This window comes from Vibrio hepatarius (genome assembly GCF_043642085.1).
GTDB lineage: Bacteria > Pseudomonadota > Gammaproteobacteria > Enterobacterales > Vibrionaceae > Vibrio > Vibrio hepatarius_C.
The window spans coordinates 238,213-252,705 of the sequence record NZ_JBHZSA010000005.1; the positions used below are offsets into that span (position 1 = coordinate 238,213).

13 protein-coding genes are annotated in these 14,493 nt (G+C 42.8%); 10 read left to right on the forward strand and 3 right to left on the reverse strand.

Annotation, left to right across the window (positions count from 1 at the left end):
* Positions 1 to 4 precede the first annotated feature (4 nt).
* Complete coding sequence (locus ACHUFZ_RS12990; protein WP_394127490.1) at positions 5 to 1,042, reverse strand: HD domain-containing phosphohydrolase; 1,038 nt, start codon at positions 1,040 to 1,042, stop codon at positions 5 to 7.
* A 693-nt stretch (positions 1,043 to 1,735) separates the two neighbouring features.
* Here ACHUFZ_RS12990 and ACHUFZ_RS12995 point away from each other — a divergent pair.
* On the forward strand, positions 1,736 to 1,975 hold the full coding sequence (locus tag ACHUFZ_RS12995; protein WP_394127491.1) for a hypothetical protein: 240 nt from the start codon (positions 1,736 to 1,738) through the stop codon (positions 1,973 to 1,975).
* Positions 1,976 to 2,159: 184 nt separating this feature from the next.
* Here the strand turns inward: ACHUFZ_RS12995 and ACHUFZ_RS13000 are convergent, their stop codons facing one another.
* Positions 2,160 to 3,317 carry a hypothetical protein gene (locus ACHUFZ_RS13000; protein ID WP_394127492.1) on the reverse strand — a complete coding sequence of 386 codons (1,158 nt, stop codon included), beginning with the start codon at positions 3,315 to 3,317 and terminating at the stop codon, positions 2,160 to 2,162.
* A gap of 237 nt (positions 3,318 to 3,554) precedes the next feature.
* Positions 3,555 to 5,294, reverse strand: coding sequence for a hypothetical protein (locus ACHUFZ_RS13005; RefSeq protein ID WP_394127493.1), 1,740 nt, complete (start codon positions 5,292 to 5,294; stop codon positions 3,555 to 3,557).
* 158 nt (positions 5,295 to 5,452) lie between these two features.
* Here ACHUFZ_RS13005 and ACHUFZ_RS13010 point away from each other — a divergent pair, with 158 nt between their 5' ends.
* The 9 genes from ACHUFZ_RS13010 to ACHUFZ_RS13050 all read left to right on the forward strand — a co-directional run bounded on the left by ACHUFZ_RS13010 (position 5,453) and on the right by ACHUFZ_RS13050 (position 13,967).
* Positions 5,453 to 6,367 (forward strand): LysR family transcriptional regulator, encoded by a 915-nt coding sequence (locus tag ACHUFZ_RS13010; protein ID WP_394127494.1) that lies wholly within the window; start codon positions 5,453 to 5,455, stop codon positions 6,365 to 6,367.
* Between the two features lie 230 nt (positions 6,368 to 6,597).
* Entirely contained in the window at positions 6,598 to 6,744 is a 147-nt protein-coding gene (locus tag ACHUFZ_RS13015; RefSeq protein ID WP_394127495.1) for a hypothetical protein, read from the forward strand.
* Between the two features lie 209 nt (positions 6,745 to 6,953).
* Positions 6,954 to 7,934 (forward strand): tRNA dihydrouridine(20/20a) synthase DusA, encoded by a 981-nt coding sequence (dusA, locus tag ACHUFZ_RS13020; RefSeq protein WP_394127509.1) that lies wholly within the window; start codon positions 6,954 to 6,956, stop codon positions 7,932 to 7,934.
* A 161-nt stretch (positions 7,935 to 8,095) separates the two neighbouring features.
* Entirely contained in the window at positions 8,096 to 8,305 is a 210-nt protein-coding gene (gene pspG, locus ACHUFZ_RS13025; protein WP_004410353.1) for an envelope stress response protein PspG, read from the forward strand.
* Between the two features lie 133 nt (positions 8,306 to 8,438).
* Entirely contained in the window at positions 8,439 to 9,101 is a 663-nt protein-coding gene (locus ACHUFZ_RS13030; RefSeq protein ID WP_394127496.1) for a TIGR04219 family outer membrane beta-barrel protein, read from the forward strand.
* 150 nt (positions 9,102 to 9,251) lie between these two features.
* Complete coding sequence (locus ACHUFZ_RS13035; RefSeq protein WP_053438841.1) at positions 9,252 to 9,482, forward strand: hypothetical protein; 231 nt, start codon at positions 9,252 to 9,254, stop codon at positions 9,480 to 9,482.
* A 126-nt stretch (positions 9,483 to 9,608) separates the two neighbouring features.
* On the forward strand, positions 9,609 to 11,462 hold the full coding sequence (locus ACHUFZ_RS13040; protein ID WP_394127497.1) for an assimilatory sulfite reductase (NADPH) flavoprotein subunit: 1,854 nt from the start codon (positions 9,609 to 9,611) through the stop codon (positions 11,460 to 11,462).
* Positions 11,462 to 13,198, forward strand: a complete 1,737-nt coding sequence (gene cysI, locus ACHUFZ_RS13045; protein ID WP_394127498.1) for an assimilatory sulfite reductase (NADPH) hemoprotein subunit — start codon at positions 11,462 to 11,464, stop codon at positions 13,196 to 13,198. The genes ACHUFZ_RS13040 and cysI overlap by 1 nt, the downstream gene beginning before the upstream one ends.
* Positions 13,191 to 13,967 carry a phosphoadenylyl-sulfate reductase gene (locus ACHUFZ_RS13050; protein ID WP_394127499.1) on the forward strand — a complete coding sequence of 259 codons (777 nt, stop codon included), beginning with the start codon at positions 13,191 to 13,193 and terminating at the stop codon, positions 13,965 to 13,967. Before cysI ends, ACHUFZ_RS13050 begins: the two co-directional genes overlap by 8 nt.
* Positions 13,968 to 14,493: the final 526 nt, after the last annotated feature.

Genomic DNA, 14,493 nt, shown 5'->3' on the forward strand with positions numbered 1-14,493 from the left:
GAAATTAAAATTCGTCTTTAAATGACTCTTTTATTTCTAGTAATTGGTCTAGCTGATTAATAAATATCGGCACTAAGTTCGGGTCAAAGTGCGCCCCCGCTTCTTCTTCGAGTAGTGCAATCGCTTTTTCTGTTGGCCAAGCCTTTTTATATGGGCGTTCACTGGTGAGTGCGTCAAAGACATCAGCAATAGCAACAATACGGGCGCTGAGAGGGATCTCTTCGCCCTTTAGGCCATGTGGGTAGCCACTGCCATCCCATTTTTCATGGTGGTAAAGCGCGATCTCTTGTGCCATTTGCAGTAGGAGTGAGTCACCATTATCAATGATGTCTGCACCGATCTGGACATGAGTCTGCATCACTTCCCACTCATCTTTATCGAGTTTACCTGGCTTGCGTAATACCGCATCAGGAATGCCAATCTTACCAATGTCATGCATCGGAGAGGCTTGGAAGACCAGCTCAATCCAACGTTCACTTACATCAAGCTGCTGAGCCAAAATCTTTGAGTAGTGGCTCATGCGTATGACATGCATACCGGTTTCGTTATCTTTGTACTCTGCCGCGCGGCCTAAGCGTTGAATGACCTCAAGGCGGCTGCTTTCTAATTGTGCGGTACGTTCACGAACCTGATTCGCAAGTGAGAGATTTTGGTCATATAGCGCGATATGAGTCTTAACTCGTGCCTGCACGATAGGTGGACTAATCGGTTTGGTGATGTAATCAACCGCACCCATCTCAAAGCCTTTTTGTTCATCCACTACTTCCGCTTTAGCAGTAACAAAAATGATTGGGATATCGGCTGTCATTGGATTTGATTTCAGCTGCGAGCAAACCTCATAACCATCCATTTCAGGCATCATAATATCGAGCAGAATAAGATGAGGCTGCGGTTTGCTATTGGCAATTTGAATCGCTTTGGCACCAGAGGTTGCGGCTTTAATTCGGTAGTCGTCAGATAAAACGCCAGATAGGGTGTGAATGTTGTCGGGGATGTCATCAACAACCAACACAACGGGCTTATCATTTTGTTCCTTGAGCATTGCGGTAGTTCCTTTACTGCATCACTAACTTCGTGTCCTCTTAGGATAGTTACCTTTTATAAAATGAGCACTTAATAATTCCGTTAGTTATCAATAAGTCATGTAGAACGTGAAACGCGTAGAAGAATCGTTATAAGTCTTTACCAGCACTAAGTTCAGGTCTGGAAGCTTTGGGTTACCAGTAGGCCAAATAGTACTAAAGCAAACCGCCTACATATGTTTGTGGTTTTATTTCTTTTAAAATCATGGTTTTAATTGTTGTTGTGCAGTTGGGGTGGCTTTTGGGTTGCTGGTGGTCAAAAGCTAGGAATCCTGTTTTTATCTTAGAATCAGAAGCTTAGTTAGTACGATTTAGAGGGTTAGGCGTAGGTAATGGTTCGATTGCATCGGCTTAGCGTCTTTTTCCTGAATGTTTTCCTATCTGTGTGTATAATCGCGGATTCTGTTTTGACCACGATGCTCACTGTACAGCGATACTCACTTTATGAAACCTGATAATACAAGTAAATTCGCGGCTAACCGCTTTTCAATCGCCCCTATGTTGGATTAACAGGATTGTAAAATTAATCCTTTTCTAATCAGAGCGTTATAAGGTAGCTCTTTTTTGATGGGACGAAGTGCCTCTTCAATGACCTGTTTATTATCAAAAATTTGAGCCCCATTATCTCAATGAGTAAATTTTAAATAAACATCATGGATTTATTTAACTCATCTCCCTATCTTCTCAATGCAGCCATCAAAACCAAGATCAAGCAAATCTTCCTCGGTATTGATACCAACTACCAAGTCGATGAGCAGTGGTTGGAACAGGTTACAGATACGCTAATTTATACTTCTAACGCTAAGAAACAGGCGGCAAATGAGCTCATTGATTTAGAAGATGATGACCTCGTCGAAGACTATAATAGAGGCGATAGTATTTCAGGTTTGTAATCTTATAGATGACTCGATACCTAAAATTAAGACTACCAGTTGACGAAAAGTCATTTTAGTTTGGATGTACTTCTAGTTCACTACACATGCCTTAATTATTGGTTGATTACATTGTAACGGTACAAAAGTCGAATTTTTCGGCAAAAGAGAAAGGGTGGGTTAGTTACCACCCTTTAAGCGTTTATTACTCAACAACCGTCATTTGGTCGTAAGGTGTGCCAACTGGCGTATTGTACAGAGAGCGAAGCACTGCTTTGGCGCGTTCATCCCATACCGCGCCGTGACCAAAGCCATCAAAGTGCTCATACAAACCAACGGCATGTCCAAGCTCGTGTAGGATTATCTCTTGGTCGATGAAATGGATGTTGTGGCAGTATTTTGTGTATTGCCCAAGGTTCACCCAGCTAAAGTTAGAGTTTGTGGCGTAACCGTTCTTATCTACGGTAAACCCAAACTCATTGCCGATGTACGGGAAGCCGGAGACGTTGGCTTTCACAATCGCCCCATTCTCAGATGCAACAGTACAACCGACCTCAGTTGTTGCCATTGCAGTACCCCAAGAAATGATGATACCGCCGCGAACACCATGTTTATCAACTAACTTCTCATAGCTATTGTTGTCTTTTAGGTCATCATTGTCGTCAGTCGCAGTTGAAGCGTCGTACTTAATTGCACCGCCATCGTGGTAAGTGTTACCAACCCAAGTGTTTTGGTTTTGGTTGCGGTAGGTCAACGTGTGTGCATTCAGATCCTCTACATACTCATCAACAGTGATTTGAGAAAGGTCGATGTCCAAAATCTCGTCATTGAACAGTTTCACACCTGCATCGATTTGAATCTGAGCAACCGCATCGAGGATCATTTGGCGACGCTCTGGGGTCAGAACTTCGTTGTTATTGATAATGATTGTTTGTAGACGGCTCTGACCATCACTGTCTACAGGATTACCTAGGTCAACTCCGTTAACCTCATTGATATTACGGTAGCGTACCGTACCACCACCAGACTCAGAGAAAGACTCTAGGTTATCTCTTACAAGCTGAGACTCTTCAATACTTAAACCGATAGACTCAGGGCATAAGAGATAGTTACAGTAACCTCCAGCATCAGGAATATCAGGTCCAAATGGGTCATTATCAATAATTTCAGTGAATTTTGTTTGATTGTTAAATCTGCCAGTTCTAAAGAAACCAGATTGAGCGATACGCAAACTCTCTTGAACTAACGTATCGTTAATCTCATAAGAGGGGGCTGGTGTTCCTCCACTGCTATCGCCGTCACCGCCGCCACAACCAGTCAAAGCTAGTGTAATCGCCGCTGCCAAGAAGCTTATTTTCTTCATTATTTATACGTCCGTCTTATCTTGAATTTAGTTATTACTTAGGGAGTTTTTATGCGGGGTAAGAAATTAAAATCAGGAAATCTTATCTTTCCTAGGTGAAAGTTTGTAAATACAAGGTATAAATAAGTTTATATCTTGAGATATGGTCTTAGATGGTTAGAAGGGTTGTTTATTGGTTATATTAGTGGGAAATAACGCGAAAAGCCCTGCGATGCAGGGCCTTTGATTTCGGGTAGATTAGTTCACCTTATTTAATTTTGTTTTAATTTTTTGCATGATGCTAGTGCCGTTAGTATTGCCTGTATTATCCATTTTGCGACGAATCAGTAGGCCTTCATCCCAGTTCGCCCCGGCAGGTTGGTATTCCCATTTAATGAAATATTCTGCAGAACAAGGATTGCCAGCGATATAATTGTCTTGATCGCAGAATCGTGTTACTGAGTTTAGTTCTGTTAGAGTAGCTTTTGACTCACGACCCGTTTGGTTAAACCACCAGTAATCGATAGTTGCTAGATCTGAATAAGTGTGAACCTCACCAGTGATAGTTTCTAGGTTAGAACCGTTACATTCGGTTCCAGACATAGTTAAGCCTGAGCCATCAAATACAAAAGTCAACTCGGCAACATTCGAACCATCATCACAGATTTGAGTTTCTTTCCAAGTACCTTGGAAATCAACATATTTTTCATCAGATGGAGAGTTTACATGGTAGTAAAAGTCTAGGCTCTCTTCGATGCGACTCGCTGCACTATTCTCATTAGTTGGATCTGTTAACTCGGTTTTTGTGCGAATTTGAGTGTAGATTCCTGTTACTGGGTCATAACTACCAGAGTGAGTTTCGTACTGGTATGCAGGATTGGCCGCGCCAGCATTTCGATCATCAATTAATACTGTTGGAGTGTAGTGGTTTAGATCTTGCTGCGTACCATTTTCTATAAACGGTTCCCAGCCATAATCTTCTGAAGTTGGCGTGTTATTCTCTTTGCTCTTATCAAGCAGTAAGTATGAGAATGGGCCTGATCCTGCAGACAGCTTAAACAGTGGGTCAGAGGAGTTTTCACAACCATCACCATAGTTGCGGCTGTCTTCTAGTTCACAGTAAATAAGTCCCTCAGCATCAGTACCTGAGTATGAAGTATCACTGTCATTTACAATGACAAGACCATTTGCTGTGTCTTGGAAAGTGAAGTAAGGCATACCGCGGGTATTCTCAAACACAGCTGTAGGTAGCATTTTATCAGCATGTACTAAGAGGGTTTTTGCTTGAGGTGCATTTACAGGGTCATCAATGTCATACTGCCTAACTGTAATTGAACGAATGTAAGAGCCATCTTTTTTTACAAAAGGGTTTGCTTTATCTGAACCTCGAACAAGGTTTGAATCCGTACCGAAAGAATCATCCATATGGGCAAGAGCCTGATCTTCAGTGGTGATGAATTTATTATCAACTCCAATTGCAGTGAGGAAAGTAATTACAGAAGTACGGTCATCTAGACTGAGATCTTTTAGTAGTGCAAGTGTTGCCTCGCTTGGTGATTGAAGTTTATTAGGGATGGTTAATGTATCGTCACCAGAAGAGCCAAATTGATTGTCCAATGATTGAAGGAGGATAGCTAGGTTAAGAGCTCGATCATATTTACCAGCCGCTTCAAATGGTGTTAATACGTCACGGTTTGAGGCTGCGCCTACTTTCAGGCCACTTTCACCACCAATATAGAAAGTCATGGTATCGCTATTAGCTGCCGTGAATTGACCTTCAGTACCTGTGAGGCCTGAGATTCCGGATGAAGTTGTGTAATACATACCTTCAACAGCTGAATCAATAAATATATTTGTGACAATTTCAGGGAGCGGTACTGGAATCGGAATGGTCGGAGTCGGATTAGTTGGTGTAGGATTGGAGTGATTAGAGTCATCGCTACCACAACCGGATAGAGCCAATGTAATCGCCGCTGCTAAGAAGCTTATTTTTTTCATTGTGTACATCCTTCGTACATTGATTTGTAGATATTGCTGTATTTGGACTTTTTTGGAGTGTGACAATCCATAAATGACTGATGAGTCTAATTTTTTTAGATAAAAAATAGATACTATCAGATATAAAAATTTTTATATCTAACCGACTAAATATAAATATGAGACCAAGTGAATACCCCTTATTGGCTGTTTTTGCAGCAGTAGTTGAAGAGCGAAAGTATACGAAGGTAGCTAAGAGATTAGGCATCACTCAGCCATCAGTCAGTCAAAGCGTCGCTAAGCTAAGGGGGATCTATAATGACCCGCTTTTCATAAGGGAAAAGTTAGGTGTTCGGCCGACAGAATTTGCGTTAGAGATATACCCTGATATCGCGGATGCAATTTCAAGGTTAGACGCACTATCAGCAACAAGGACTCAATTTGACCCTAAGTCGAGCAAGCGTGTATTTAGAATTTCCACTATCAGTCTTTTTGAGCACACTCTGATTCCAGAGCTTTTTAGGATAGTTGAGGAAGAAGCTCCACATATAACGCTTCTGGTTGAAAACCACAGCACCAAAAAGACTAAAGATATGTTACGAGGAGGTAGTATTGATATTGCCATCGAAGGGGTCGTCGAACCCCCACCTTTTATTAAGGCTCAAACATTTTATGATGATGAGTTGGTAGTGGTTTGTGGTAAGAGCCACCCATTGTTTTCGAAAGGAACTATTTCAAAGGAGGAGTTCTTAAACAATCAACACGTTACTCTTTCAAGTCTCTCTGACAATGCTAGCTTTTTCGAAAGCTTCTCTCTCAACTGCTTAGAGGTGTTAAGGAAGCGAAAAGTGAAAAGGCAGGTTGCTAGTTATTGGGGGTTGCTATCTTCAGTTAAAGATGGTGATAGTTTGGCTATTTTCTCTCGTAAAATGGCGGTTGCGAATATTGATTTGTTCAATTTGAAAATATTGGAAAATGACTTCATTCGTCAAAAAGTCGCAGCATCGATCTATTGGTCAAAATCGAGAAATGTTGATCCTTCGATCGTTTGGCTGATTAATAAGGTCAAAGAAGCTTCTATTTGTTCTTTATAATAGCAGGACTACATATCTCCTACGGGAGCAACCTAATCTCCATATGTGACAACTAGCGCCCCCCTATAGGGTGGCGCGTAGTGTCACAAGTTAGCGGATTATCGAAATTAGGTCAGCGTTAGTGCTGTTCTTCCTCCCTTTTTATCGATTGTCACAAACTTATTTTCGACTAGCTTATCTAACTCTCTCTTCTCCCCTTTATCTATCGCTTGCGGAAATAGTGTCACTTGATGGAAGCAGAGCTTGGTTCAATTCACCGGGAGTCATGGATTGTCGTGGGCTTTGCATTTGGTGCTGGTTATACCGATTACTTTATCAATGAAAAATGTGAACATTGGAGCCTCAATCTGTCTTGGTATAGGCTTAGCTATGGTTAATTCATAAGTGGTTTCGAAATGAGTTGATGATTTGGCTCGTTTGCTCTCGTTGAAGCTAACGTGGTTGCTCTGTATAATCCGCCACCTTGTCAGTTAGGAGGGATTCGTCCCCAAATTGATCCCCAAATGCCCCAAAAAGGCTAAAATGTAGAACAATACAAAGCGGCAGGATGTGCGCTATGTTTTTGAATTTAAAAGAGGTTCTTGGTATGCACCCATCATCCCGTTTTTCAGTCGCCCCTATGTTGGACTGGACGGATCGTCATTGCCGTTACTTCCACCGTTTGCTGACTAACGAAACTCTGCTTTATACAGAGATGGTCACTACAGGTGCGATCATTCATGGTAAAGGTGACTTCCTTGCATACAACCAAGAAGAGCATCCGGTAGCGCTACAGCTAGGTGGTTCAAACCCTCAGGATTTGGCAACTTGTGCCAAGCTGGCAGCAGAGCGTGGCTACGATGAGATTAACTTAAACGTTGGTTGCCCGTCTGACCGTGTACAAAACGGCCGCTTCGGTGCATGCCTAATGGGCGAGCCTCAGCTGGTTGCAGAGTGTGTTGCAGCAATGCGTGATGTGGTTGATGTACCAGTAACCGTTAAAACGCGTATTGGTATTGATGATCAGGATTCGTATCAGTTTCTGACCGACTTTGTTTCTATCGTGTCTGAGAAAGGTGGCTGTGAGCAGTTCACTATCCATGCTCGTAAAGCTTGGCTGTCAGGTCTTAGCCCGAAAGAGAACCGTGAAATTCCACCTCTAGACTATCCACGTGCCTATCAGCTAAAGAAAGATTTCTCTCACTTAGTTATTGCTGTCAATGGTGGCGTGAAAACGTTACAAGAGACTAAAGAGCACTTGCAGCATCTTGATGGTGTGATGGTTGGTCGTGAAGCTTATCAGAACCCATATATTCTTGCTGAGGTCGATCAGCAAATCTTTGGTTTAGATAAGCCAATTAAAAAGCGCACTCAAGTGGTTGAAGAAATGTATCCATACATTGAGCAACAGCTGTCGAATGGTGCTTACTTGGGGCATATCACTCGTCATATGCTTGGTTTGTTCCAAAACATGCCGGGTGCACGTCAATGGCGTCGTTACATTAGTGAAAATGCTCATAAACCGGGTTCGGGTATCGAGGTCGTTGAAGCTGCGTTGGCTAAAATACCAAAAGAGTTAGATGTGTAAAAAATACCACTAAGTCTGGTCAAATTTACCAACTTGAATAATAAAAAAGAGCGCTATTTATTGGTGATCTTTTTTATTGCTTAAAATTCAATTGTTTAGCTTTGTTGTTGGAGTTGGCATACATCCTGAAAGTAGATTGAGTGAGAACTAAGGAGAATCATATGTTTGAACTGATCTTTATTTTGGTATTTGTGGCGACACTATTGGTTACTGGCGTAACTATGGTAACGGTATTTGCTGGTGTGGCTTTTTCATTGGTTGTTATGTTGCTGCTAGGGATGATTGGCGCTGTGATTAAACTGATCCCGTGGCTTATTGTTATTGCTCTGGGTATCTGGTTTTTCAAAAACCATGTCGCTCAACCGAGATAATTGCATCTGGTAAGATAAATTTTGCTGGCTAGACGATTGAATATGATAGAATTTGAGCAATGTCATATTTATCTAGCCATCAACAGCTTGTCTGGTCACGCTGATTGACGCAAATATTTGGAGAGTTCACCTCATGGGTTTGAAAACCGTCGCTGCATTAGCTGCTGTTATTTCTACATCAGCCTTCGCTGAATCATCACTAACGACTAAGTTAGGCGCAGAGATGTGGTGGCCGAGCACTGAAGTCAATGAAGCGAAACGTGATAGCACGACCACGCCTACTGTATATGCGGCGATTGAACATGATGTTAAGTATGTGCCAGATGCTCGTATCCGTTATGGTTCGGTTGATGCTGATTACATGGCATTTGATAAGCTAGATGTGACACTTTACTACCGAATCCTTGAGCATGACCTGATGCACTTTGATGCGGGTATTACGGTCAGTGACTTAGGTAATACCAAATATGTTGAAGCTGTGACAGGTGAACAGCGTACTTTTGATGAAACGATTTGGGCTTGGTATGGCTATGCAGAGTTGACTGTACCGAATACCAACTTCGATATTATCGGTGAGATGAACTTCGGTGACAGCAGTGGCATCAAGAGTACTGACTTGATGGCAGGTATGCAGTACCGCCTACCACTAGGCTCTAATACATTAGCGATTCGTGGTGGCTACCGCGTGATCGACTTAGAGTCTAAAGATATCTTCACTGCCGATGAAAGCTCAAAACTAGGCAAGCCATTTATTTTCGCTAATGGTTTCTTCCTTGGTGCTGAATTCGCATTTTAATTGCGATACTCAATTGCTTAAAACGCCGCTTTCTAAAGCGGCGTTTTTTTATATCCATTCATTATATCTGCTCATTTCATTTAGCATTTTTTTTCTGATTGACCATGCTTAGTAAGGAATAGTGTATTTAGCCTCAGAGAAAGGAATCTCATGACGATTACTGAACTTCGAAATCTTTATCGAGAGCAGCAACTCATTGAAGCCATTATTGAACCTTCCGCTCAAGAGGGGAGTTGGATAGTGGAATTTCGTCATGCCCGAGGTGGGTTTGTGCTCCTGACAGACTCTCACGGAGAAGAGTGCCACTATGTTGATCTCGACCTCGCTTCAAAATCAGCTATGGCGGTAGGGTTTAAGCAGGTTCGTGTCGAAGCGAAATAGCCGCTGCTGACTAAACTTTCTCCGTTCTTTAATTCAAAAAGTTATAAAACATTCACTTCTATTCTTTCTTGTTATTAAAGAGAGTGGTTAATCTATCATCACGCAATGAATAGGGATGTCGAGACCATGTCTTTAAACAAGAATGTGTCCTCTCAAGGAAACACACCACAAGAACTACCGTCAATCGCAGCGCCGTTGAATGATCAGCAGCTTAGCTCGTTACAGCAGACCGTCACTGATCTATCTTCTCAGCAGCTTGCATGGGTAAGTGGTTATTTTTGGGGGTTAGCACAAGCTCAACCAGCGGCGGCATCTGCGCCGATCAATCAGGCTGCGGCAGCTGTGGCAGCCAAGCCAGCAGGTAAACTATCAATTATCTTCGCTTCTCAAACGGGCAACGCGAAAGGTGTCGCTGAAGCATTAGAGCAAGAAGCAAAAGCTCAAGGTATTGCCGTTGAGCTGTTTGATGCCAGCGATTACAAGGGTAAAAACCTCGCCAAAGAAACGCATGTCATTTTTGTCGCTTCAACGAATGGTGAAGGTGAAGCGCCAGACAACGCAATCGAGCTACATGAGTTCTTGCAGTCAAAGAAAGCGCCTAAATTACCAAACTTACAATATGCCGTGATTGGTTTGGGCGATTCAAGCTATGAATTTTTCTGCCAAACGGGCAAAGACTTTGATGCCTTTTTATCTAAGTTAGGCGCGACACCATTTATCGACCGCATTGATTGCGATGTCGACTACGAAGCACCAGCTTCTGAGTGGCGCGCAAAAGCACTAGATAAAGTAAAAGAGGCACTCTCTTCAGGCGCTGAAGCTGAAGTGGTTCAACTACCGGTAGGTCAAGCGGCACCTGGCCACTCTCCTTATAATAAGCAGAACCCATACACGGCCACTTTGCTGACTAGCCAAAAAATTACTGGTCGTGATTCAGGCAAAGATGTTCGCCACGTTGAAATTGACTTAGATGAGTCAGGGTTAACCTATCAACCAGGTGACGCTTTGGGCGTTTGGTTTGAAAACAGCTCTGAATTGGCCAATGCAATCCTTAATAAAGTCGGCCTTTCTGGTGTAGAGAGTGTTGAAGTTGATGGTGAGAGCCTTTCAATTCACAGTGCGCTTGTCAGCAAATATGAAATTACGGCCGCTAACCCGCAGCTTGTGACTAAGTTTGCTGAGTTATCAGCGAGTAAAAAGCTTGAGAAGCTGGTGGAAGACAAAGATAAGCTTCGCGAATACGCAGGTAACACTCAAGTTGTTGATGTACTTGCTGAGAAGAAAACCAAACTTTCTGCTGAGCAACTAGTTGGCCTACTTCGTCGTTTAACGCCGCGTCTATATTCGATTGCATCAAGCCAAACTGAAGTCGATGAAGAAGTTCATCTAACAGTGGGCTTGGTTGAATATGACAAAGGTGATGAAAAACGCTTTGGTGGTGCGTCGAGCTTCTTATCTCAACGTCTAGAAGAAGGCGGTGAAGTGAAAGTGTTTGTTGAAAACAACAATAACTTCAAACTGCCACAAGATGACAGTACGCCATTAATTATGATTGGCCCGGGAACAGGTATTGCCCCTTTCCGTAGCTTTATTCAAGAACGTGACAATCGTGATGCGGAAGGTAAGAACTGGTTATTCTTTGGCGACCGTACCTTCACTCAAGATTTCCTATATCAAGTTGAATGGCAAAAGTACCTAAAGTCAGGTGTGCTTAACCGTTTAGATGTCGCGTTTAGTCGTGACCAATCTGAAAAAGTCTATGTACAACATCGCATCTTAGAAAATGCAGAGCAAGTGTGGCAGTGGGTCCAAGAAGGTGCATACATCTATGTATGTGGTGATGCGACTCGTATGGCTAAAGATGTCCATGAAGCACTAGTTATTGTCGCGGAACAACAAGGCAAGATGTCGCGTGATGATGCTGAAGAATTTATTAATGAGTTGCGTAAAGCGAAACGTTACCAAAGGGATGTGTACTAATGACTTTTTCTACTGACAATAATAAGCAGGTGGTGTTAGACCAAGAGTTAGGAAAGCTTTCCGATAACGAACGTCTAAAAACACAAAGTAATTTCCTTCGTGGGACGATTGAGCAAGATCTTCAAGACAGAATTACGGGTGGCTTTACCGCAGATAACTTTCAGCTAATTCGTTTCCACGGTATGTATCAACAAGATGACCGTGATATTAGAAACGAACGTGCTAAGCAAAAGTTAGAGCCTTTGCATAACGTAATGCTTCGAGCTCGTATGCCAGGTGGCATTATCACGCCAAAGCAATGGTTAGCGATTGATAAGTTTGCTACAGAGCAATCTTTGTATGGCAGTATTCGCCTGACAACTCGTCAAACGTTCCAGTTCCATGGTGTGCTAAAGCCAAACATCAAGTTAATGCACCAAACATTGAATAGCATTGGTATCGACTCCATCGCGACAGCGGGTGATGTTAACCGAAATGTTCTATGTACCACTAACCCAGTTGAATCTGAGCTGCACCAAGAAGCTTACGAATGGGCGAAAAAGATCAGTGAGCATCTATTACCTAAGACCAAAGCATATGCAGAAATTTGGTTAGATGGTGAAAAGGTAGAAACAACCGACGATGATGAGCCAATTCTAGGTAAGACCTATCTACCTCGTAAGTTCAAAACAACGGTTGTGATTCCGCCGCAGAACGATGTTGATGTTCATGCTAACGATCTTAACTTCGTGGCGATTGGTGAGAACGGCAAGCTGGTGGGCTTTAATGTCCTAGTCGGTGGCGGTCTAGCAATGACTCACGGTGATACATCTACTTATGCGCGCCGTGCCGATGACTTTGGCTTTGTTCCATTAGAAAAGACACTTGATGTTGCAGCTGCAGTAGTAACAACTCAGCGAGATTGGGGTAACCGTTCAAACCGTAAGAATGCTAAAACTAAGTACACACTAGACCGTGTTGGTATAGATGTATTTAAAGCGGAAGTAGAAAAGCGTGCTGGCGTTAAGTTTGGCGATAGCCGTCCATACGAGTTCACAGATCGTGGCGATCGTATCGGTTGGGTTGAAGGTATCGATGGTAAACACCACTTAGCGCTGTTTATTGAAAACGGTCGTCTACTGGACTTCCCGGGCAAACCACTGAAAACCGGTGTTGCTGAAATTGCCAAGATCCATAAAGGTGATTTCCGTATGACAGCGAACCAGAACTTAATTGTTGCTGGTGTGGCTAAGAGCCAGAAAGTTAAGATAGAGAAGATTGCTCGTGAGCATGGCTTGATTGACGACAGTGTCAGTGAACAGCGTAAAAGCTCAATGGCGTGTGTGGCATTCCCAACCTGTCCTTTAGCAATGGCAGAGGCGGAACGCTTCTTACCTCAGTTTGTTACGGATGTTGAAGGCATTCTTGAGAAACACAGTTTGCCAAAAGAAGAGAATATCATTTTACGTGTCACAGGCTGTCCAAATGGTTGTGGCCGTGCAATGCTGGCTGAAATTGGCTTAGTGGGTAAAGCGCCTGGTCGCTACAACCTTCACCTTGGTGGTAACCGAGCGGGAACACGTATTCCAAAGATGTATAAAGAGAACATCACAGACAAACAGATACTTGAAGAAATTGATCAACTGGTTGGCCGTTGGGCTAAAGAGCGTGAAACTGATGAAGGATTTGGCGACTTCACAATACGATCTGGCATCATTCAAGAAGTTAAAGTATCTAAGAGGGACTTACATGCTTGATTCTGTCGCTTCCAAACCGAAGTTAGCAGAACTGCTCTCATTAACTAAGACGGAGCAGATCCTCCGTCTTGCAGAAATTAATGCGGAGTTAGAACAGCTAACTGCCCAGCAAAGAGTTGCTTGGGCACTCGAAAACCTAGAAGGTGCGTTTGTAGTATCGTCCAGCTTTGGTATTCAAGCTGCGGTCATGCTACATCTTGTCACTCAACAGAAACCAGATATCCCAGTTATCTTGACGGACACTGGTTACTTATTTCCAGAGACGTATCGCTTCATTGATCAATTAAGCGAACAGCTAACACTAAATTTAAAAGTGTACCGCTCTGCAGAAAGCGCACACTGGCAAGAAGCACGCTACGGTAAATTGTGGGAACAGGGTATCGATGGCATAGAGAAGTACAACAAGATTAATAAAGTGGAGCCGATGCGCCGTGCTTTAGATGAGTTAGAAGCGGGGACGTGGTTTTCTGGCTTGCGCCGTGAACAATCTAAATCACGTACCAACTTACCAATCCTCTCGGTGCAAAATGGTGTGTTCAAGTTCTTACCAGTGATCGACTGGAGTAATAAAGACGTTCACTACTATTTAGAAGAGAACGGACTTTCATATCATCCATTGTGGGACGAAGGCTATCTTTCGGTAGGGGATACCCATACCACTAAGAAGTGGGAACCGGGAATGGCAGAAGAGGAAACGCGTTTCTTTGGTTTGAAACGTGAATGTGGTCTTCATGAAGATGATAGAGAGCAAGATGGTTCGGGAATCTGACCAGTTTGCTTATATATAGAAAGAGAAGGGTCGCGAAAGCGGCCCTTTTTGTATCAATAAATGGCAAATGTGGATAAGTCTGTGGGTATTGTGTTTGTTTTCTAGGGGTAAAGTTGGATAAATAAGGCTTTGGATGAAAGTTGGCCTGTTAACCGTTATTTTTGCAATTTTTTCAAAATAACGCTTGCCAATGTGAGCGCGATCTCTATAATGCCTCCTCGTCGACAGGGCAAGAGCTCACAAGGGTTCAAGCAAGGTTGGCAAGGTTAAGTAGCCAAGCGGAAACGTTTGAAAAAAGTTTTAAAAAAGTGGTTGACACCAAAACTTAACTCGCTACAATGGCCGCCTCTTCCGAAGTGATGCAAATCACAAAAGAAGAGAAGCTCTTTAAAAATATAGACCTATCAATCTGTGTGGGCACTCGTTGATGATAATCCAATTAGAAATTCCTCTTAATAAAGAGCGGTTTCAAATTAGGTTTCAATGAAACGAAGTGACCAATACGAATAATTACTTTCTTTATAGA

Coding starts and splice junctions, on each gene's coding strand:
- ACHUFZ_RS12990 (WP_394127490.1), bottom strand. CDS start 1,042: ATGCTCAAGGAACAAAATGATAAGCCCGTTGTGTTGGTTGTTGATGAC.
- ACHUFZ_RS12995 (WP_394127491.1), top strand. CDS start 1,736: ATGGATTTATTTAACTCATCTCCCTATCTTCTCAATGCAGCCATCAAA.
- ACHUFZ_RS13000 (WP_394127492.1), bottom strand. CDS start 3,317: ATGAAGAAAATAAGCTTCTTGGCAGCGGCGATTACACTAGCTTTGACT.
- ACHUFZ_RS13005 (WP_394127493.1), bottom strand. CDS start 5,294: ATGAAAAAAATAAGCTTCTTAGCAGCGGCGATTACATTGGCTCTATCC.
- ACHUFZ_RS13010 (WP_394127494.1), top strand. CDS start 5,453: ATGAGACCAAGTGAATACCCCTTATTGGCTGTTTTTGCAGCAGTAGTT.
- ACHUFZ_RS13015 (WP_394127495.1), top strand. CDS start 6,598: ATGGAAGCAGAGCTTGGTTCAATTCACCGGGAGTCATGGATTGTCGTG.
- dusA (WP_394127509.1), top strand. CDS start 6,954: ATGCACCCATCATCCCGTTTTTCAGTCGCCCCTATGTTGGACTGGACG.
- pspG (WP_004410353.1), top strand. CDS start 8,096: ATGTTTGAACTGATCTTTATTTTGGTATTTGTGGCGACACTATTGGTT.
- ACHUFZ_RS13030 (WP_394127496.1), top strand. CDS start 8,439: ATGGGTTTGAAAACCGTCGCTGCATTAGCTGCTGTTATTTCTACATCA.
- ACHUFZ_RS13035 (WP_053438841.1), top strand. CDS start 9,252: ATGACGATTACTGAACTTCGAAATCTTTATCGAGAGCAGCAACTCATT.
- ACHUFZ_RS13040 (WP_394127497.1), top strand. CDS start 9,609: ATGTCTTTAAACAAGAATGTGTCCTCTCAAGGAAACACACCACAAGAA.
- cysI (WP_394127498.1), top strand. CDS start 11,462: ATGACTTTTTCTACTGACAATAATAAGCAGGTGGTGTTAGACCAAGAG.
- ACHUFZ_RS13050 (WP_394127499.1), top strand. CDS start 13,191: ATGCTTGATTCTGTCGCTTCCAAACCGAAGTTAGCAGAACTGCTCTCA.